This window comes from Roseofilum sp. Guam, from assembly GCF_017746735.1.
Taxonomy (GTDB): domain Bacteria; phylum Cyanobacteriota; class Cyanobacteriia; order Cyanobacteriales; family Desertifilaceae; genus Roseofilum; species Roseofilum reptotaenium.
Genome location: NZ_JAGHZN010000003.1, coordinates 1 through 19462, shown reverse-complemented (window position 1 = coordinate 19462; position 19462 = coordinate 1). Strand labels below are relative to the sequence as shown.

Sequence of the window (19462 nt, the reverse complement as noted above, 5' to 3'; positions counted from 1 at the left end):
TTGATGTTGGGATTACAAAGGAGAGAGTGGGGGAGTAAACCACTAGGATGTTTTTAGTTTGCTAAATCTCTAAATAGTGATATAATTTTGATTAAGCGTGAATAAAGGAGACTTGGATGCTATTTCGTCAATTATTCGATCCAGAAACCAGCACGTATACTTATCTGTTAGCCGATCTGAAGACTCAAGAGGCCCTATTGGTCGATCCGGTGCTAGAGCAAGTGGATCGTGACCTGAAGCTGTTGCAGGAGTTAGGGTTAAGTCTCCGCTATTGCCTAGAAACCCATATTCATGCTGACCATATTACCGGGAGCGGCCAGCTTCGGGAAGTGACCGGTTGTACATCCCTAGTTCCTCAACAGGCTGGAGTCCTCTGTGCCGATCGCTTTATGACTGATGGGGAATTATTACAAGTTGGAGGCATTGAGATTCAGGCGATCGCCACTCCGGGTCATACCGATAGTCACATGGCCTATCTGGTGAATGGACGCAAAGTGCTTACGGGTGATTCTCTGCTCATTCGAGGATGTGGTCGTACCGACTTCCAAAGCGGCGATCCCGGTCTGCTCTATGATGCCATTACTCAACGGTTATTTACGCTTCCCGACCCCACAGAAGTCTATCCTGGTCATGATTATAAAGGCTGCACGGTTTCTACCATTGGCGAAGAAAAACAATTCAATCCTCGTTTAGCCGGTCACACTCGTGAGAGTTTTATCGCCCTCATGCAAAGTTTAAATTTACCCAACCCGAAAAAAATCGCCGAAGCGGTTCCTGCGAATCAAAGATGCGGGAAAGTGCCGGCCGTAGCTTAATGAAGTCTCTATCTAATCCTTTCCTGAGTCAAATTTAATCAACTATGGTTACCCCTCAAAATCTGCAAGATAAACTACAATCAATTGACAGTTTTTCGGTACAAGAATTGTGGGAAAAAGATCGGATTCAGTTCATTGATGTGCGCGAACCAAGTGAATATGCTGGCGAACGCATTTCAGGAGCTATTTCTCGACCCTTATCTCGTTTTAATCCGGATGATTTTCTCCCCGATCGCACCCAACCCTTCATTCTCTATTGCGAAACAGGAAATCGTTCAGCCACGGCTGCCCAAAAGCTCTTTCTAGCAGGATTTGAAGAAGTGACCCACCTAGGAGGAGGATTAGAGGAATGGAAGCAACAGGGATATCCGACCCATGTTAATCCCAAGGCTCCGATTAGCCTGATGCGTCAGGTTCAAATTGTAGCCGGTTCTTTGGTGTTAACTGGAACTTTATTGGGGGTATTTGTGGCTCCCGGTTTCTTGTTTTTAAGTGGTTTTGTGGGAGCAGGATTGATGTTTGCTGGGATTAGTAATACCTGTATGATGGCTCGCTTATTGGCAAAATTGCCTTACAATAGAATCCTGTAAGAAGTCCGGTAATAGGAACTCTAGCAATAGTCTATAAAATTAGTACATTACTATTTATTTTCTTCCCACTTATGCAAGAGGTCTAATCAGCAAGTTTAGAGTGGATTTCTCTCTCTGCGGGTAGAGGGGGAAACAGTAAAGAGTCAGGAGCAATGAGGAAAATCAGATGGTCGTGAATCTGGTGGGACATGCTTTGGCCGTTTGTATGGGCTTGAGTTTGGGTTTAATTGGTGGTGGCGGTTCAGTATTAGCTCTGCCAGTGTTAATGTATGTGATGGGAGTAGAGACGAAATCAGCGATCGCCATGACGTTAGCTATTGTCGGTAGCGTCAGTCTCATTGGAGTCATATCCCATTGGCGATCGGGTCATGTGAACCTCAAAGCAGCAGCAATATTTGCACCTCCAGCTATGGTGGGTTCCTATCTAGGCGCTAAAATTGCGACTCAACCCATGGTGAGTCCCACGATACAACTGATGGGTTTTGTCGCTATGATGGTGACGGCCAGTATTTTAATGATTCAGAAGAGTCACACACCAAAGAGTGAAGAGACACTGAAAGCTAGCCAAGTTTCAGGACTTTGGCAGAGGTTTATACTCATTCCCTTAGCTGGCTTCAGTGTAGGATTAGTGACCGGATTTGTGGGGATTGGCGGTGGTTTTTTGGTCATTCCAGCGTTGGTGTTATTGATTCAGATTCCCATGAAAGAGGCGATTGGGACATCTCTGTTGGTGATTTCGTTTCAATCAGTAACCGGGTTTTGGGGATATCTGAGCAGTCAGATCCCGATTAATTTACCTTTGGTGTTTTCCTTCATTGTTGCTGCGAGTACAGGAATTATTTTGGGGTCATATTTAACTCAGTTTGTGCCTGGAAAGCAACTAGAGAAAGGCTTTGGCTATTTTCTGCTAGCGATCGCCGTTTTCATCGTGGTCAAATCCTAATCCGATCTGCACTCACACTTCAGTTTTCAAAGCCTGCGATCGCTCCAATTGTTGCACATCAATCAAAGGCAACAGAATTTCCACCGTTGTTCCCTGTCCATCTCCCTCACTATACAGGGCAATCTTACCGTCCATCATCTCAATCAAATTCCGAGAAATCGCCAATCCTAAACCCGTCCCTTCAAACTTACGAGTCCGAGTTCCATCAGCCATGACAAACGGTTGAAACAGCTTGGATTGAGTAGAAGGATCAATGCCAATTCCCGTATCTTTGATTGCAATCATCACCTGCGATCGGGCCAAATTATTGCCGTTAGAATTTGCCTCCAGATGGAGCTTAATTCTCTCCACTTTGATCGTAATTCCTCCCTCTTCAGTAAATTTCACTGAATTGCCGATAATATTCATGAAAACTTGCTTCAGTTTATCTGCATCCGCAGCGATCGGAATTGAGTCAGGAATACTTTCATAACTTAAAGATAAGCCTTTCGATTGTATCGGAGCCGATTCAATATCGATCACCTCTTTAAGAATCTGATTTAAATCCACGGGGGCTAACTCTAGAGATAGTTTACCTGCTTCAATCTTAGATAAATCCAAAATATCATTAATAATCGAGAGTAAATGGAGGGCAGCATTATCCACTTGTTGCAAAAACTCAAATTCTTCTTCCTTATCATCACAGAAGCCATCTTTAACCAAGCGAACCGATCCAATAATCGCATTGAGAGGCGTTCTTAATTCATGGGAAATACTGGTTAAAAACTCACTTTTGAGCTGATTAGAACTTTTCGCTTCTTGCCAAGCAACTTCTAGTTCTTCTGCCCAACTGGTTAACCGTGCTACCATACTATTGAGAGCTTTAGCCAGTTGATTAAACTCATGAATCTTGAATTTCTGGGGAATGGCTTCCGGGGAAACACTGCATTCAACACTTTGGGCATATTTTCCTAATTGTTCAACTGGAGTAACTAAAGAGCGGGATAAAACTAATATTGCAATTAAATTGGCTGCAATCAATCCTAAAACTAAATTAATTAACGTTTGCCGAATTTCCTGAAGACCATAGAGAGCGTGTTCAAGGGGGGTGACCGCTAAAACAACCCATTTACCATTGGTTGCTCCGGTCGTCGTTGGATTAGGGATGGCTGTGTATCCAGCAATCGCTTCTCGACTACTTTGATCCAATCCAGGTAAGTGGAGGAAATCGCTTTTTCCTCCTGTAGCCGATCGGATAATAGAGTCTAATCTAGATTTAAGATTTTTGTTTTTTTGCTCACTAATATTAGTCCCAATTGGAGTGGGATCGATATGAGCAATGATTGTTCCTTCTTCATTAATGATTACTGTATAGCCGGATAAGGATTTTCGATCTTGATTTTGTTGGAGGGGAACAGTCGCTTCAATAACTAGATTAGATTGGGGTTGTCCAGAAGGATCGTAAACTGGCGCATTAATTAAAAAATGGAGTTGATCGTTACCATAATTATAGAAAGCAGATGGTAGATCCTCTAAGAGTAATTTAACTTCTACATGAGTCGAAAATTGCGCATAGGGTTTTTGAGCGATTTTTTCAGGGTCTAAGTTTCCGATTTCATCTCCTTCACAGGTACTAGAAATTACCTTATCCTGGGTTGGATTGTGTAATTGTAAACACACCACAGAATTAGAAAAACGTTGACTTAGCTCGTTGAGGTAAGGATCTATTTTCGACAAGTCCCCTGATTGCAAAATTCCACTTTCACTGGCCGTTTTCACTTGATCGGTCAGAGCTTTGATACTTAGATCGAGGCGATCGCCTTTTTCAATGGCACTTTCAATAATATTATACCGAGCCGTTTCTAGTAAACTCGAACGCGCTTTACGGTAGGTGGCATATTGAAGTAAAAGTAAAACGGGAATCGTCATCAGCAAAATCCGTCCCATGAGAATGCGACGAAAAGAGGTTTCAGTGGATTGGAGCAAACGGAAGAACTTCAACATACCCTAATATGGCAAAGGATTGCACAGTAGGAGCATCACTAGGATAACTCCTAGGTTGGGACACAATTAATTAAAATGGATGTTCGATAGAACGCCTTGATTCATTGTATGAAATTGCAAGTGTTTTTATCTACCAAAAATTACGGAAATTACGCAAGTATTTTGACCGGAAGTCAGCCATAATAGTGATAAAGAACTCAAAAATCATCTGATGGCCCGTCTCAATCATAAGGCATATACTATTCTAGTACGGGAACTAGAGCGGTGTGTGGGGAATGATCCGCTCCAAGCTCCTGTGAAAATGCTAGTTCTCAAACGGTTAGAGCGATTACGACAACAAACGGGAGATCCGGTTTCGGCTCAACAGTTACGGGAGATCATTCAGGATCTGATCCCTGAGTTTAGGGATGCAGCAATTCGTAAAGCAGCCAAAGCCAATCAACCTTCTTCGGGAATGTTTATGTACTTGTCCTGGGGGGTGATGGGTTTAGCGGGTTTAGCGGGTTTGGTTTATATTCTCAATCTCCCCTATCCGATGATTCGCTGGCCAGTGTCCAAAACGATTCCCCTCGTGCTACTGCCCAGTTATATGAAAATGGATTATGATTATCGGGGAGCGATCGCCAATGTGGAAAAAGCGGATCAACTGATTAACCAAGCTACTAGCGCTGCTGATATCGAGTTAGGCGCAGAAAAAGTTGCTATAGCTCAAAACCATCTGGATGGTTTACCCGTATGGTTTTTAGGCTACTTTCCCCAGCGCTACTGTACATTTTTTAGTTGTAGTTGGCAGTTTACCCTGGATGAATATAAGGGTGCTCGGCAACAGGTCGCCCGCATGGATGCTAAAGTTTTTCAGCAAAACAATGCTTTAACGCTTTTGGAAGAGGGAGCTAGTCAAATCGAAGAGGGGAAAAGCCAATATCAACAAGCCAACTCTGAGGCTAGTAAACAGGAGGCGATCGCCATTTGGCAAGCTGGACTCGATAAACTCGATCTCATCCCTCCTCAAACTGTTGCTGGACGAATGTCTGCGGCTCAAATGAAAGCCTATCAGCGTGATTTTCAGCAGGTTTCTGGACGCAGTGCTGGAACTGGCAAAACCGATACCCTCATCCAAGCAGCGGCTCAATATGGCATGGCAGCAGCCCAAATGTCCCAAAATCCCCCCCATCCTGAGGAGCAATGGCAGGAAATTATCGGTCTCTGGGATCGGGCAAGCGAGCAGTTGGAGCGGGTAAAAGATGATAATCCTGCTTATGTACAAGCCCAGACTAAATTAGTTGAATATCGTCAAAATGCTGCCATGGCGAGGATTCGTCTGCGGAATGAGCAAAGTTCTACCGAAGCGCTAAATCAGGCAAAAGGGAGAATTACGGCCTGGCAACAGTCAGCCGCTTCTAATGCTAATACTGGGGTATTCGTCAGTGGACTACAAAGCATTATTTATGACCTAGATCGAGTAAAAACCGGTACAACGGCTACGGAAGAAGCGCGATCGCTCCGCGAGTTTGCTGAGGCTAAAATGCAGGAATTGAATCAGTAGTTAACAACTATAGCGCGAAGCGGAATAGCTTGCCTAGCTGACTGGCTATCGTTCACTTTTTATCCTGCTCATTAAAACCCGATAAACCTTGGAATAGCATGACTAAGCCTCCGATCGCGATCGCGATGGCTAATCCTCCCGCAATCCAATCTAACACTGGTGTATTTTCCATAACTTCCCCCGCTCTTTGCTTACTTATGCCATAGGCTCAGAATATCACACCCTGGGGAATAGAGAACAGCCCATCAGTACGATCGGATGGGTTCACTCCACTGTGTTCTGTTCGCTAGGACTGATCGTAATTTATTCAACCGATTTGATAGGAAAGACACTCTTAATAGTAGATCTATTACCTAGCACAAAACGCTGTATTTCTATGGCCTATTGCCTATCGCTAGAGTGCCTATTCCCTTCAGAAGATCGCACAAAGGCTTATGATGAAGAACGAACTGTGTCTGCCGCCCAAAAGAATATGCCCCTTGCTCATGTCATTGGTTTAGGTAAATCTGGAATTGGAGCCGCTAAACTGCTACACCGTCAAGGATGGCAGGTACAAGTGAGCGATCGCCAAATCTCCGATGCTTTACGCCAACAACAGAAAACTCTTCACGATCTGGGAATTGCCTGCGATCTAGGCTTTTCCTTCAGCCTAGAGGATTCCCCACTTCCAGAACGGATTGTTGTCAGTCCTGGAGTTCCCTGGGATATTCCCGTGTTGGTGCAAGCACGAGCGCAAGGCATTGAAATCCTAGGGGAAATGGAACTCGCTTGGCGAGATCTTAAGGATGTTCCTTGGGTTGGCATAACCGGAACCAATGGCAAAACCACGACTACGGCTTTAATTGCCGCGATTTTTCAACAGGCTGGCTTTCATGCCCCCGGCTGCGGCAATATTGGCTACGCGGCTTGTGAATTGGCACTCGGTGAAAAACGGCCAGATTGGGTGATTGCCGAAGTGAGTAGCTATCAAATTGAATCCTCCTCTACCCTATCTCCAGAAATTGGGGTCTGGACAACGTTTACCCCCGATCATCTCAAGCGCCATAAAACTCTGGACAATTATTACGACATTAAAGCGCAGTTATTGCGGCGATCGCATCATCAAGTTTTTAATGGGGATGATGCCTATTTGCATCAAAGGGGTCTCAAAGAATGGCCGGATGCCTATTGGACGAGCGTTAAAGGCAAACAGCATTTAGTCGGTTCTCCCCAGAATGGGATTTATATTCAAGACCGCTGGGTGATGGTGCAAGGCGACCCCATTTTACCCGCTGCCAGTTTGAAAATGGTGGGAGCGCATAATCAGCAAAATCTCTTAATGGCGGTAGCTGTAGCTCGGTTAGCGGGGATTGAACACGAAGCCATTGCTGAGGCAATCGCCAATTTTCCCGGCGTTCCCCATCGTTTAGAACTCATTGGTGCGATCGATCAAATTGACTTGATTAATGATAGTAAAGCCACCAATTATGATGCGGCAGAAGTGGGCTTATCAGCAGTTGAGCCTCCCGTTATTTTAATTGCAGGAGGAGAAGCTAAAGAGGGAGATGACACTCAATGGTTGCATCGCATTAAGTCTAAAGCGGCGGCAGTCTTACTCATCGGCGAAGCTGCGCCCCATTTTGCCCAACGCTTAGAAGCGGTGGGTTATGATTCCTATGAGATGGTCGAAACTTTGGATCGAGCCATTCCCCGTTCCTTAGTTTTAGCAAAACACTATCAAGCCAAAGGAGTATTATTTTCTCCCGCCTGCGCCAGTTTCGATCAATATGCTAACTTTGAGCAACGGGGCGATCATTTCCGCCAATTATGTTTAGAACTGAACCAGTAGAAGCAAAAATTTTTTTGCCCCTACTCCTCTCTCCTGATACTGACGAACTTGGTTTAAATCAACATGCAGTGGCTGCGATCGCCAAAAATCGGTTGGATTTTAGTTATCCTGTTGGCAGGATGGCTTATTTTTGAGATCGCGACTAACCTGATCGCCGAAGGACTATGGTTTAACGAACTTGGTTATCGTGCTGAATTTGCCCTCCGGGTGAAAACCCAACTGATTGTTGGTACGCTTATTTTCGGAATCAGCAGCCTCTATCTATGCGGGAATCTCTGGGTTGCAAACCGGCTCAAATATCCCAAACCCCCAGAAGAACAAGACGCTTATCCTCAATATCCCAAAACCATTCCCCTAGGGGGGTTGCTGCTATCCGTCGGACTCTTAAGTCTCGTTTTAGGATTAATTATTGTCCAATATACAGAAGTCATTCTTCCCTATTGGCATACCGATTTTAATATTGCCAGCCTTACTCCCGAACTTCCCCCTCGATTTCGCCCCGAATCAGCTCTTCGCACCTTTCTAGATCTACCCTCTTCTGGAGTCAAAACCCTATTTGTCCTTGGGTTCCCCATTCTCCTCTTGTGCATTCCCCAAAGAACGCTACTGGCGATCGCCATTTTCCTCAGCACAGGTTTAGGCGTAATTTTATCGAGCCATTGGGCAAAAATTCTCACCAGCTTTAATCCCACTCCCTTTAATCAAGTCGATCCCCTCTTTAACCAAGACATTAGCTTCTACATCTTCACCTTACCCGTTCTCCATCTCCTGGAATTCTGGCTCGTTATTCTCTGTGTTTTTTCCTTACTTGCCGTTACCATCATCTACTTATTATCCGGTAGAAGTTTAGCCCTGGGGAGTTTTCCCGGTTTTTCTCCCAAACAGCGCCGCCATCTGCAAGTCATCAGTGCCGCAGTTATGTTTAGCGTTGCTTATAGTTATGTCCTCTCCCGCTACGAACTCCTCTATTCCCCCACCGGAGTCATTTATGGAGCCAGCTTTACCGATATCTATACCCAAAAACCGATGATTGAAGTGCTGTCTATTCTGGCAGCAAGCTATGGTTTTTTTCTTTTAGGTCGCTCGGTCTATTGGGCAAAAAAACGGGATATTTGGCGGAAAATGATTTATGGGATGCTTCTCTTTTTAACCATTGCAGGAGTGAGCAACTATGCCCTACCGGCCCTAAGCCAGCGCCTCATCGTTCAACCCAACGAGCTGCAACGAGAAACTCCATTTATCCAGCGCACCATTGAATTTACTCGATCGGCTTTTAATTTAGACCAAATTGACGTTTATCCGTTTAATCCTGAAGGACAATTAACCGTACAAGACTTACTCAACAATAAGCTAACTCTTGATAATATTCGCCTCTGGGATACTCGCCCCCTCTTACAAACCAACCGGCAACTGCAACAAATTCGCTTATATTATAAATTTCTGGATGCCGATATTGAGCGCTATACTTTCCGCCAGCGAGATTATCAAGGTACGGAAAAACAACAAGTCATTTTAGCGCCACGAGAATTAGATTATGAAGGAGTACCTGAAGAGGCAAAAACTTGGATCAATGAACATTTAGTCTATACCCATGGTTATGGCTTTACCATGTCCCCAGTCAATACGGTTGCCTCCGACGGTTTACCGGAATATTATGTCAAAGATATTGGTGCAGAAAGTCCCGAAGGACAAACCACTCCCGTTTGGATTTCTGAGCCTCGAATTCGCGATAGTATTCCCATTGGTCAACCGAGAATTTATTATGGAGAGTTGACCAATACTTATATTATGACTCCTTCAAGGGAACCCGAGTTAGATTATCCCCAAGGAGATGCTAACCAATATAACTTTTATGATGGGACAGGGGGCGTATCGATCGCCAGTCGCTGGAGACGGTGGTTGTTTGCTAAATACCTCAAAGATTGGCAAATGCTCTTAACCCAATCTTTTACACCAGAAACTAAGGTTTTATTTCGTCGTAATATCGTTGAGCGAGTCCAAGCGCTTGCTCCCTTTCTGCGATTCGATCGAGACCCCTATTTAGTCGTTGCCGATACTGATTTAAGTGGGGACAACAGTAGCAATAAGGAGAACTATTTGTATTGGATTATTGATGCTTATACGACTAGCGATCGCTATCCGTATTCCGATCCAGAAAAACTCCCCTTTAACTACATTCGCAACTCCGTAAAAGTCGTCGTCGATGCCTACAATGGCAGGGTTTATTTTTTCATCGCCGATGACTCCGACCCGATGATTCAAACCCTTGCCAAAATTTTTCCTAACCTGTTCCGCAGTTTAAACGATATGCCCCAATCCCTTAAGGTGCATATTCGCTATCCTGTAGACCTGTTTAGCATCCAATCCGATCAACTGTTAACCTATCATATGCGCGATCCTCAAGTGTTTTACAACCGTGAGGATCAATGGCGCTCTCCCCTAGAAATCTATGGCGGTCAACCGCAAACCGTAGAACCTTATTATTTAATCATGAAGTTGCCGACTGAAAATCGGGAAGAATTTATCTTACTTCATCCCTTTACTCCTGCAAGTCGCAATAACTTAATTGCTTGGTTAGCGGGTCGTTCAGATGGAGAAAATTATGGCAAACTTTTGCTCTATCAATTCTCGAAACAGCAGCTTGTTTATGGGCCAGAACAAATTGATGCTCTGATTAATCAAGACCCAGAAATTTCCCGTCAAATCTCTCTCTGGAACCGGCAGGGATCAAAAGCTATTCAGGGAAACCTCCTCGTTATTCCCATTGAAAAATCTTTGCTTTACGTCGAACCCCTCTATTTGGAAGCCGAACAAAATAGCTTACCGACCTTAGTCCGAGTGATTGTTGCCTATGACAACCAAATTGTTATGGCTAACACCCTGGAGAGAGCCATCAATGCTATCTTTAATTCCCCTAATTCTAGTCCCTCTAATCCTCCCACACCTGTAATTCGCAACTTAGATGAAATTGGATCGCCCTAGGGGTTAGAATGGGGGAGGCAATGCAGACCTCCTATCTCAAGGGTATGATTGATACGAAGAAACGACAACAGATCCACGATCTCGTCGATGGACTTCCGGAAGAATACTTAAATCAAGTTTGGGCTTTTTTAGCTCCTCTGAGTGCAGATGTCTATGTACTGACCATGATGCACGCAACCATGGATACAATCAAACCCGGTGATTTCATGAATCGCGAAGAAGCTCTAGGGTTTTTGCATCATCCATAATAAACCAATCCTCGATCGCTGGCACAGGTGCAAATCCTATGACTGTGGCTCACTCCTCCACAATATCATCCACCCAATACCAACTGCTCTATCACCGTAGCTTTCTCCAAGATCTACAAAAGTTACAGAAAAGAGAAAAGAGTAGCTATGAAACAATTTATCGCTTTGTATTTACTGAGTTCCTGGGCCTCAAACGCCTAGAAGACCTGCCGAAACTGCATCGACTTGGCCCAGAGCCGATGTTCTATCATTTTACGATTGGAGAATATCTGATTGCGATCGCCGTCGTGGGGCAAATTGTTAAATTTCTCCGGATTCTACCCAAACCGGAGATCTAAACGGTATGGTGTCTAGGAGAGTTTTAAGTAACCTCTGATTACCTTGTTTCGATCGGCGATCGCCGACAATGCCTCAACCCTTTGGAGAAGACTGGTTATGGATGCAGCAACCCTCTGGCAACGTTATCAAGACTGGCTGTACACCCACGACAGCCTAGGATTTTATCTCGACATTAGTCGAATGAGGTTTGACGATCGTCTAGTCGCACAAATACAGCCCAAGCTTGACAAAGCCTTTGCAGAAATGGCTAAACTGGAATCAGGGGCGATCGCCAACCCAGATGAAGGACGAATGGTGGGGCACTACTGGCTACGCAACGCCGATCTTGCACCTAACCCCCAACTCAAAGCTGAAATCAACGAAACCCTAGAAGCAATTCATCGCTTCGCCCAAGATATCCACTCCGGAGCCATCAAACCCCCCAATGCTCCCCAATTCACTGATATTCTCTCCATTGGCATCGGTGGATCGGCCCTAGGGCCCCAATTTGTTGCTCAAGCCTTAGCCTCTTCCTCCCCTCAACTCAATATTCACTTTATTGACAACACCGATCCGACGGGTATTGACCGTACTCTAGGCCAACTCAAAGATAAACTTAATACCACCCTAGTCATTATCATCTCCAAATCTGGAGGCACGCCCGAAACCCGCAATGGCATGATCGAAGCCAAAGCGGCCTATAAAGCTGCTAACCTCCCCCATGGCCCCCACTTTATCGCCATTACCGGCCATGAGAGTAAACTGGAACAACTCGCTAAATCTGAACATTGGTTAGCCACCTTCCCCATGCATGACTGGGTAGGCGGGCGCACCTCCGAACTCTCTGCTGTTGGTTTAGTTCCCGCCGCTCTACAAGGGATCGACATCAACCAAATGTTAGCGGGAGCCAAAGAAATGGATGAAGCCACCCGCATCCCCTCCCTCAAACAAAATCCTGCCGCTCTGCTTGCCCTTTCCTGGTACTTCGCTGGCAATGGTAAAGGAGAAAAAGACATGGTGATTTTGCCCTACCAAGACAGCTTGCTGCTCTTTAGCCGCTATCTCCAACAGTTAGTGATGGAATCCTTGGGTAAAGAAAAGGATTTAGACGGTAATACGGTCTATCAAGGGATTGCTGTTTATGGTAACAAAGGCTCCACCGACCAACATGCCTATGTCCAGCAGTTGCGCGAAGGTGTACCGAATTTCTTTGTCACCTTTATTGAAGTTCTGAAAGACCGCGATCGCCCTTCCCCCGAAGTAGAACCTGGCGTTACCTGTGGTGACTATCTGTCTGGACTATTGCAAGGAACCCGCAAAGCCTTATACGAAAATAACCGGGACTCCATTACCGTCACCATTCCTGAAGTCACCCCACGCACGGTAGGGGCATTGATTGCTCTCTATGAGCGGGCGGTCGGATTTTATGCCACTTTGGTGAATATCAATGCCTATCACCAACCCGGTGTAGAAGCTGGCAAAAAAGCTGCCGCTAGTGTTCTCCAGTTGCAAAATCAAATTATGAAAGCTTTAGGGGAGAGCGACGGAGCTTTATCTTTGGTAGAATTAGCGACTGCTGCCAACGCCCCAGAGGAAATTGAAGTGGTTTATAAAATTGTCCGCCATTTAGCTTTCAATAATCGTGGAGTTGTCTTGCACGGTGATGCTACTCAACTCCAGCAGTTGAAAGTTGCTAAAAGTTAGGCGAACTCCGATACCTGGCACAGGGGAAGAGGCAGGGGAGCAGAGGAGAAGGGGAGCCAGGGGCGCGATCGCGCCCCTGGCTCATTAAATATAGCAAAGAAAGGGAGAGTTAGACAGAACTGTCCCATCAGCCTATAACAAGGGGCTTAGAGCCAATTGCCTGTCCTAACCAACTCTTTCTCTGCTATAGCAAGCATTTAAGGATTTGATATAACATAAAGGCTAACACAACCTCAGCGAGTAGGAGTCAGAATGAGTGCGAAACTATCTCAGCTTTATGAAACAGATTTTAATTTGTGGATTGAGCAAACTATAAATCACTTAGAACACGGTGATTTAGACGCACTTGATTTAGAGAATTTAATAGAAGAAATTTCTGATATGGGACGGAACAATAGACGGGAGATGTTCAGTCGTTTAAAGGTTCTATTGATGCATTTGCTCAAGTGGAAATATCAATCAGAAAAACGGACAAATAGCTGGATAAATACTATTGACGAGCAAAGAGAGCAATTAGAGCTTCTTTTAAAGGATAGTCCTAGCTTAAACCCTTATTTTGCAGATATTTTCTCAGAATGCTATCCAAAAGCAGTGCGTGCTGCTGTCAATGAAACCAATTTACCGAAACAGACTTTTCCGATTGATTGTCCTTTTACGCAAGAGCAGGTTTTGGATATGGATTATTTTCCTGAAGATAACCCTCTACAAGCAGATAGTGATTAAATCTATTTCTTGACAGCAACGATGGGAAATGCGATCGCACAATTTCGGTAGAGGTGGGGGCAGGTTCACAGATCCCCCATTCCCACGTTTAATTCAACTTCAGTGCACTTGCAGGAACTTCCTCCCAAGAGTCAACAGTATGCATTCGAGCTATCCATCCGGCTTGTTTTTGGTCTTCTGTGAGGTTGTTGTTGAAGGAGTCATGGCACTCTTGTGCTTGTTTTTGATCGCAACAAGCAATGCAAGCATAGATCATGCCAGAGGGATCGATTTGTTCGTTGACCCAAATAGTCATAGGGCAATACTCCAAGTTATGGTTTGAGGGAACAGGGAATAGGGAATGCTCCCAGTTTCCCTGAGTTTGCTATAGATTTTGGCTGTTAACCGGCTAAATCGGTAAGGGCTGAACCAGTGAGGCGGCAAATTCGCCAGTCGGGAAGCACTTGAGCGCCCATCCGTTCGTAGAAGGCGATCGCCGGTTCATTCCAGTCCAGTACCGCCCAATCAAAGCGCCCACAACCGCGATCTAGGGCGATTTTTGCCAAAGTTCTCAACAGGGCCGATCCAATCCCTTTACGGCGATATTCAGGTCGGACAAAAATATCTTCGAGATAGAGACCGGGTTGGGTGAGAAAGGTGGAATAGTTATGGAAAAAGAGGGCAAACCCTACCGATTTTCCTTCCCATTGGGCCATTAAGGCTTCTACATAGTGTTGATCGAACAAGTGTTTTTCCAGATCGGTAGCGCACCCGATGACTTGATGGGATAATTTTTCGTATTCGGCTAAAGCCCCAATTAGCTCGAATAGAATGGTTACATCGTCGCGGGTTGCGAGTCGGATCTGGAGTTTCGGGCGATCGCCTTGATCGAGGTTCATGGTTGCACTCAATGCCAATGTTCAGGTTTTAGGGTATAGGATTTTTCATCAGTTGAGCTATACCTTAAGGAAATCATATTCTTTTCTTTTACTGATGCTTCATCATCTAGAGAGTTCTGTGGATTGAATCGGCTCAATCCGTAAATGCTGAACCCGTGACGCGATAAAGGCAACAGTTGCTCAGAGTTTGAGCGCCCATGGATTCGTAAAAGGCGATCGCCGATTGATTCCAGTCCAGAGTTGCCCATTCCAGATGCTCATAACCACGCTCTAGGGTAATTTCACCCAAAGATTTTAACAGGGCACGACCAATTCCTTTACGGCGAAATTGAGGCAACACGAACAGGTTTTCGAGGTGGAGTCCAGGTTGGGTGCGAAAGGTAGAATAACTCGGGAAAAATAGAGCAAATCCCGCCGTTTTTGCTTCCCACTGGGCAATTAAGGCTTCTGCATAGCACCGATCAAACAGGTGTTTTTCTAGATCCGCCACGCACCCAATGACTTGATTGGATGATTGTTCGTATTCAGCTAAAGCGCTAATCAAATCGAACAGGATGGGTACATCATCGCGGGTTGCGAGTCGGATCTCGAGCTTCGGGCGATCGCCAGGGTTCATAGTTGCATAGAATGCCGATTTTGGTTTAGCGCAGCCAAGCCTTTAACCGTTGAGCAACTTGAGGACGGCGCAGTTTCCGCATCGCTTTGGTCTGAATTTGCCGCACTCGTTCGCGGGAGAGGTTAAACAAATGGCTGACTTCTTCTAGAGTATAGGGTTTTCCCGTACTTAACCCATACCTTAAGGAAATAATATCTTTTTCTCGTTCGGTGAGGACATCACTGAGAACCGATAGGATTTCCTGACGCATCATAGTTTCGCTCAGGAGGGTTTCTGGGGACTGAGTTCCTTGATCTTCAAGTAAATCGAGTAATTCCGTATCTTGGTCTTCTCCAAATCGATGATTTAGAGAGAGCGATCGCCTGCGTACCTGATGCAAATACCGCAATTGAGGAATCGAAATTTCCAATGCTTCGGCTAATTCACCTTCGCTGGGGCTACGTTCGAGTTTTTGACGCAATTGCTGTTGCATCACTCGCATTTTATTCAGCTTTTCCACCACATGAATAGGCAATCTTACCGTGCGTCCATGGTTTGCCAACGTCCGGGTGATCCCTTGGCGAATCCACCAGTAGGCATAGGTTGAAAACTTATAGCCTTTTTCGGGATCAAACTTTTCGGCCGCTCGATTTAATCCCAATGCTCCTTCTTGAATGAGGTCTAGAAAGGGGACTCCTCGATTCACATACCGTTTGGCAATTGACACCACTAATCTCAGATTAGATCGAACTATTTTTTGCTTGGCAATTTGGCTATATTTGAGTTTAGTTTTAATTTCAGATGCCGGGAAACCACTGGCCCGAACTAAATCTGTAATCGTCGGCTTTTTTCCCGTCTTTGCTAGAAGTTTTTCTTGCATTTTTTGCAGATCCATTCCCTCTTGAACTTGTCGAGATAAGATCACTTCTTCTTCTGCATTCAGGAGGGGATAACGTGCCATTTCTTTCAGGAATAGTCCAACGGTATCTTCATTAATAAAAGCAATTGAATCTACCCAATTTCCTGTCGATAATGAGTTGGCAGACTGTTCAGGGTCTGACGGGGATAAGCTAAGGGCGTTTAAAACAGACGCTTTTGCCTCTGAGTTTGCCTGGGGATTATCGTATTCCCGATCGATCAATCCGTTATTTTCTGGTCTGTTCAACATAGGAAATGACAAAATGAGTTGCACTTTAAAGAATTCAGGATCTGTGGTGTGAGGAGTGGCGATGTAGGTGATAACTTTTCAGCTAAAGCCAAGGGAATTTGAGCTGAACAGCATAAGGTTGTCCTTAGTGTAGTAGCATAATTTAAGGTTGGCAATCCATAGGTGAGTAAACGATACAAAAGTTATTGTTGTGTGTTTTTTTCTCAAGTTTCTGTGGAGTACGATACACTCTGACCGTGAAGAGGAGAAATCATAATCTTTTTGATAGAATTAGAGCAGTCTCAAGCTAAGGGGGAGGCAAGAGGCACGACTAGCAATAGGCATGGGATACCCCAGAATGAAAGCAGTTCGCCATCTAAAACGTTATGATCAGTAAACTCGATCGCCTGCAACCACCCATTACGAGTTGCCGAGTGGCTGCCTCGAAGAATCCGTTTTATATCCAGACTTCCTCTTCTGATCGGCAGTGCTGGGTGGAGGTTTTGCTGGATGTGGATCAGCAAGAATTAGAGGAAGAGGAGCCAAAGCTCTATACCTATGCAATTGGCTCCAACTTGAGGGTGCAGCTAGGGGATATTTTGATCGTACCCTGTCGTTCTCATCAGGTGGGGGCGATCGCCATTCGTTTGCTGTCTGCACCTCCAGCAGATTTACCCCCAGAAAAGATCAAGTCGGTTCATGAGGTGATTAGTTCGGGATTTTTTCCCCCCAGTTATTGGCAACTCCTCAACCAAGTGGCCCATTATTACCATACGCCCTTAATCCGAGTGATTCGTATGGCCCTACCTCCAGGATTATTAGCCAAATCCCAACGTCGCATCCGCTTAACGGAGTCCATTCCCAAAGAGGCGCAAGTGTTTGTGCATCAACCGGCGCAACAACTCCTGAATATCCTCGCCAAAAGCAAAACAGGGGATTATTCTTGGCGTTATCTGAAACAACAGGTACGCCAGGCCCAACGCGGATTGCAAGATTTGTTAAAACGGCAATGGGTGCAAAGCTACCTGGAACCCCCAAAACCGGTTCGTCCGAAACGCCAACAGGTCGTAACTCTAGTCAAATCGACTTTACCGGAACCGGAAGAATTAACCCCCCAACAACAGGAAATTTTAAACTTTCTCGCTCGTCAGGGTGGGGAAATGTTGGTCACTGAACTGGTGCAACAGGGGCAAACTTCTTCAGGGGCGATCAAAACTTTGGAGAAAAAGCAGTGGGTGGCGATCTCAGAGCAGGAACAGTTACGGTACGATACGGGCCCCATGCCCGATCGCGATACACCTAAACCGCTGACTCCCGCGCAAACTCAAGCCTTAGCAGCCATTCAGGGGAGATCGGATTATCATCCCTTTCTCCTCCATGGGATTACCGGATCGGGGAAAACGGAGGTCTATCTTCAGGCGATAGCCCCCATTCTAGAGCAAGGACAATCCATCCTGGTGCTAGTACCAGAAATTGGCCTCACCCCCCAACTGACGGATCGCTTTCGGGCCCGGTTTGGAGAAAAAATCCGCGTTTACCACAGTGCCCTATCCGATGGCGAACGTTACGATACCTGGCGGCAAATGCTCCAAGGAACCCCTCAAATCGTCATTGGAACCCGATCCGCCGTTTTTGCCCCTTTGCCCAGTCTGGGCTTAATTATCTTGGATGAGGAACACGATACCAGTTTCAAACAAAGCCAACCTGCTCCTACCTACCACGCTCGTCAGGTGGCTCAATGGCGGGCCCAACTGGAAAATTGCCCCCTGATTTTGGGTAGCGCCACCCCATCGATGGAAACCTGGTTTAGCAGCGGGCCGGGAAAAACCTGCACGCGGCTCAGTTTACCAGAACGAGTGGGAAACCGGCCGCTTCCTCCCATTTCCATTGTCGATCTACGTCGAGAACTGAAACAGGGAAATCGGTCTATTTTTAGCCGTAGTCTACAAGATCAGTTAAGGCGTTTAGGCGATCGCCAGCAACAAGGCATTCTCTTTATTCCCCGTCGCGGCCATAGTACATTTGTCTCCTGTCGCAGTTGTGGATATGTTCTCGAATGTCCCCATTGTGACGTTTCCCTCTCCTACCACTACACCCATCAGGGAGCTACAGAACGGTTGCGTTGTCATTATTGCAACTTTTCCCAGGTTCAACCCTCCCACTGTCCCGAATGTCAATCGCCCTACCTGAAACACTTTGGCACCGGAACCCAACGGGTGACTCATGAGTTAGCCAAGCTCTTTCCAGAACTGCGGGTGATTCGGTTTGACAGCGATACGACCCGCACCAAAAACGCCCATCGCACCCTACTGACTCGGTTTGTGCGAGGAGAAGCCGATTTATTGGTGGGAACCCAGATGTTAACCAAAGGATTGGATATTCCAGGGGTGACCCTGGTGGGAGTGGTGGCTGCTGATGGCTTATTGCATCAGGGAGACTATCGCGCTGGAGAGGAAGCCGTACAAATTTTAACCCAAGTTGCCGGTCGGGCCGGTCGTGGGGATGACCCCGGACAGGTTATTATTCAGACTTACTCGCCAGACCATCGCGCCATTCAAGCGGTGCAACAAAATGCTTATGCAACGTTTATGCAACAGGAGTTAGAGGAGCGAGAAGCTTACCATTATCCGCCCTATTCTTCCTTAGTACTGTTTCGCTTCACTGGCTTGGATCTCATGGAGGTGCAAACTGCTGCCGATCGAGTGGCGGACGTTTTAGAATCAAGACCAGGAGGGTATCAGGTCTTGGGGCCTGCCCCTGCACGGGTGATGCGGGTTTCTGATGCCTATCGTTGGCAGATTTTGCTCAAATTTCCTCCAAGAGAAGAAATAAGTCTACCTTCTTTAGCTGAATTGCGATCGCTCCATTCCAAGAGAGTCAGTTTAAGCTTAGATATTGACCCTCTCAATTTTGGATAGCTGACCCTGTATAGGTGACCAGGGATTCGAACCCTATTCCTACTCTCTGGCTAACGCTATGCGAATAGCTGAATTCCTTGCCTCACACATGTTTCACACACTGAACCTTGAAAATGTGTTGAAAATGTGTTGAACATGGAAACCTACATAAAACAGGCATGGTCTCTGGTAAATGAGTATTTCCACTCTAACTCCATTGACATCTCCAAGTACGTTGACCACGAGTTGGTGAGAGCTTACCTTA

At 45.8% G+C, this 19462-nt stretch carries 18 protein-coding genes; 12 read left to right on the top strand and 6 right to left on the bottom strand.

Annotated elements, in window-relative coordinates; all coding sequences use genetic code 11:
* Positions 1 to 116 precede the first annotated feature (116 nt).
* From J7529_RS01295 to J7529_RS01285, 3 genes are all read left to right on the top strand, one after another.
* On the top strand, positions 117 to 815 hold the full coding sequence (locus J7529_RS01295; protein WP_271938190.1) for an MBL fold metallo-hydrolase: 699 nt from the start codon (positions 117 to 119) through the stop codon (positions 813 to 815).
* A gap of 44 nt (positions 816 to 859) precedes the next feature.
* Entirely contained in the window at positions 860 to 1405 is a 546-nt protein-coding gene (locus tag J7529_RS01290) for a rhodanese-like domain-containing protein (protein WP_318727495.1), read from the top strand.
* Between the two features lie 166 nt (positions 1406 to 1571).
* Entirely contained in the window at positions 1572 to 2348 is a 777-nt protein-coding gene (locus tag J7529_RS01285) for a sulfite exporter TauE/SafE family protein (protein WP_318727494.1), read from the top strand.
* A gap of 12 nt (positions 2349 to 2360) precedes the next feature.
* Here J7529_RS01285 and J7529_RS01280 read toward each other — a convergent pair whose 3' ends face one another.
* Positions 2361 to 4313 (bottom strand): ATP-binding protein, encoded by a 1953-nt coding sequence (locus tag J7529_RS01280; RefSeq protein WP_318727493.1) that lies wholly within the window; start codon positions 4311 to 4313, stop codon positions 2361 to 2363.
* Positions 4314 to 4542: 229 nt separating this feature from the next.
* On the opposite strand from J7529_RS01280, the gene J7529_RS01275 reads away from it, so the two are divergent.
* Positions 4543 to 5877 (top strand): hypothetical protein, encoded by a 1335-nt coding sequence (locus J7529_RS01275; RefSeq protein ID WP_318727492.1) that lies wholly within the window; start codon positions 4543 to 4545, stop codon positions 5875 to 5877.
* Between the two features lie 52 nt (positions 5878 to 5929).
* On the opposite strand, the gene J7529_RS24600 is transcribed toward J7529_RS01275, so the two are convergent.
* Positions 5930 to 6049, bottom strand: coding sequence for an NAD synthetase (locus J7529_RS24600; RefSeq protein ID WP_278003014.1), 120 nt, complete (start codon positions 6047 to 6049; stop codon positions 5930 to 5932).
* A gap of 300 nt (positions 6050 to 6349) precedes the next feature.
* Between J7529_RS24600 and murD the strand changes: the two genes are divergently transcribed.
* The 7 genes from murD to J7529_RS01240 all read left to right on the top strand — a co-directional run bounded on the left by murD (position 6350) and on the right by J7529_RS01240 (position 13680).
* Positions 6350 to 7705: a UDP-N-acetylmuramoyl-L-alanine--D-glutamate ligase gene (gene murD, locus J7529_RS01270; RefSeq protein WP_413038790.1), complete on the top strand. Its 1356-nt coding sequence runs from the start codon at positions 6350 to 6352 to the stop codon at positions 7703 to 7705.
* Positions 7684 to 7839 (top strand): hypothetical protein, encoded by a 156-nt coding sequence (locus J7529_RS01265; RefSeq protein ID WP_318727490.1) that lies wholly within the window; start codon positions 7684 to 7686, stop codon positions 7837 to 7839. Before murD ends, J7529_RS01265 begins: the two co-directional genes overlap by 22 nt.
* Positions 7769 to 10687: a UPF0182 family protein gene (locus J7529_RS01260; protein WP_318727489.1), complete on the top strand. Its 2919-nt coding sequence runs from the start codon at positions 7769 to 7771 to the stop codon at positions 10685 to 10687. Before J7529_RS01265 ends, J7529_RS01260 begins: the two co-directional genes overlap by 71 nt.
* A 20-nt stretch (positions 10688 to 10707) precedes the next feature.
* Positions 10708 to 10935, top strand: coding sequence for a hypothetical protein (locus tag J7529_RS01255; protein ID WP_318727488.1), 228 nt, complete (start codon positions 10708 to 10710; stop codon positions 10933 to 10935).
* A 38-nt stretch (positions 10936 to 10973) separates the two neighbouring features.
* The gene (locus J7529_RS01250; protein WP_318727487.1) at positions 10974 to 11273 is read left to right on the top strand and encodes a hypothetical protein; all 300 of its coding nucleotides are present in this window, start codon (positions 10974 to 10976) and stop codon (positions 11271 to 11273) included.
* Between the two features lie 97 nt (positions 11274 to 11370).
* On the top strand, positions 11371 to 12957 hold the full coding sequence (locus J7529_RS01245) for a glucose-6-phosphate isomerase (protein WP_318727486.1): 1587 nt from the start codon (positions 11371 to 11373) through the stop codon (positions 12955 to 12957).
* Between the two features lie 252 nt (positions 12958 to 13209).
* Positions 13210 to 13680 carry a DUF29 domain-containing protein gene (locus tag J7529_RS01240; protein WP_318727485.1) on the top strand — a complete coding sequence of 157 codons (471 nt, stop codon included), beginning with the start codon at positions 13210 to 13212 and terminating at the stop codon, positions 13678 to 13680.
* A gap of 88 nt (positions 13681 to 13768) precedes the next feature.
* Here the strand turns inward: J7529_RS01240 and J7529_RS01235 are convergent, their stop codons facing one another.
* The 4 genes from J7529_RS01235 to J7529_RS01220 all read right to left on the bottom strand — a co-directional run bounded on the left by J7529_RS01235 (position 13769) and on the right by J7529_RS01220 (position 16321).
* Positions 13769 to 13975, bottom strand: a complete 207-nt coding sequence (locus J7529_RS01235; protein WP_318727484.1) for a glycogen debranching protein — start codon at positions 13973 to 13975, stop codon at positions 13769 to 13771.
* A gap of 85 nt (positions 13976 to 14060) precedes the next feature.
* Positions 14061 to 14558, bottom strand: a complete 498-nt coding sequence (locus tag J7529_RS01230; RefSeq protein ID WP_271938171.1) for a GNAT family N-acetyltransferase — start codon at positions 14556 to 14558, stop codon at positions 14061 to 14063.
* A gap of 133 nt (positions 14559 to 14691) precedes the next feature.
* Complete coding sequence (locus tag J7529_RS01225) at positions 14692 to 15174, bottom strand: GNAT family N-acetyltransferase (protein WP_318727483.1); 483 nt, start codon at positions 15172 to 15174, stop codon at positions 14692 to 14694.
* Positions 15175 to 15199: 25 nt separating this feature from the next.
* Positions 15200 to 16321 carry an RNA polymerase sigma factor, RpoD/SigA family gene (locus tag J7529_RS01220; RefSeq protein WP_318727482.1) on the bottom strand — a complete coding sequence of 374 codons (1122 nt, stop codon included), beginning with the start codon at positions 16319 to 16321 and terminating at the stop codon, positions 15200 to 15202.
* Positions 16322 to 16686: 365 nt separating this feature from the next.
* On the opposite strand from J7529_RS01220, the gene priA reads away from it, so the two are divergent.
* A complete protein-coding gene (gene priA, locus J7529_RS01215; protein WP_318727481.1) occupies positions 16687 to 19218 on the top strand; it encodes a primosomal protein N' in 2532 nt (843 codons plus the stop codon).
* The last annotated feature ends 244 nt before the right edge of the window (positions 19219 to 19462 follow it).

Bases quoted from the DNA above. Each gene is read 5' to 3' on its own strand.
- J7529_RS01295 (WP_271938190.1), top strand. From the start codon at position 117: ATGCTATTTCGTCAATTATTCGATCCAGAAACCAGCACGTATACTTAT.
- J7529_RS01290 (WP_318727495.1), top strand. From the start codon at position 860: ATGGTTACCCCTCAAAATCTGCAAGATAAACTACAATCAATTGACAGT.
- J7529_RS01285 (WP_318727494.1), top strand. From the start codon at position 1,572: ATGGTCGTGAATCTGGTGGGACATGCTTTGGCCGTTTGTATGGGCTTG.
- J7529_RS01275 (WP_318727492.1), top strand. From the start codon at position 4,543: ATGGCCCGTCTCAATCATAAGGCATATACTATTCTAGTACGGGAACTA.
- J7529_RS24600 (WP_278003014.1), bottom strand. From the start codon at position 6,049: ATGGAAAATACACCAGTGTTAGATTGGATTGCGGGAGGATTAGCCATC.
- murD (WP_413038790.1), top strand. From the start codon at position 6,350: ATGCCCCTTGCTCATGTCATTGGTTTAGGTAAATCTGGAATTGGAGCC.
- J7529_RS01265 (WP_318727490.1), top strand. From the start codon at position 7,684: ATGTTTAGAACTGAACCAGTAGAAGCAAAAATTTTTTTGCCCCTACTC.
- J7529_RS01260 (WP_318727489.1), top strand. From the start codon at position 7,769: ATGCAGTGGCTGCGATCGCCAAAAATCGGTTGGATTTTAGTTATCCTG.
- J7529_RS01255 (WP_318727488.1), top strand. From the start codon at position 10,708: ATGCAGACCTCCTATCTCAAGGGTATGATTGATACGAAGAAACGACAA.
- J7529_RS01250 (WP_318727487.1), top strand. From the start codon at position 10,974: ATGACTGTGGCTCACTCCTCCACAATATCATCCACCCAATACCAACTG.
- J7529_RS01245 (WP_318727486.1), top strand. From the start codon at position 11,371: ATGGATGCAGCAACCCTCTGGCAACGTTATCAAGACTGGCTGTACACC.
- J7529_RS01240 (WP_318727485.1), top strand. From the start codon at position 13,210: ATGAGTGCGAAACTATCTCAGCTTTATGAAACAGATTTTAATTTGTGG.
- J7529_RS01235 (WP_318727484.1), bottom strand. From the start codon at position 13,975: ATGACTATTTGGGTCAACGAACAAATCGATCCCTCTGGCATGATCTAT.
- J7529_RS01230 (WP_271938171.1), bottom strand. From the start codon at position 14,558: ATGAACCTCGATCAAGGCGATCGCCCGAAACTCCAGATCCGACTCGCA.
- J7529_RS01225 (WP_318727483.1), bottom strand. From the start codon at position 15,174: ATGAACCCTGGCGATCGCCCGAAGCTCGAGATCCGACTCGCAACCCGC.
- J7529_RS01220 (WP_318727482.1), bottom strand. From the start codon at position 16,321: ATGTTGAACAGACCAGAAAATAACGGATTGATCGATCGGGAATACGAT.
- priA (WP_318727481.1), top strand. From the start codon at position 16,687: ATGATCAGTAAACTCGATCGCCTGCAACCACCCATTACGAGTTGCCGA.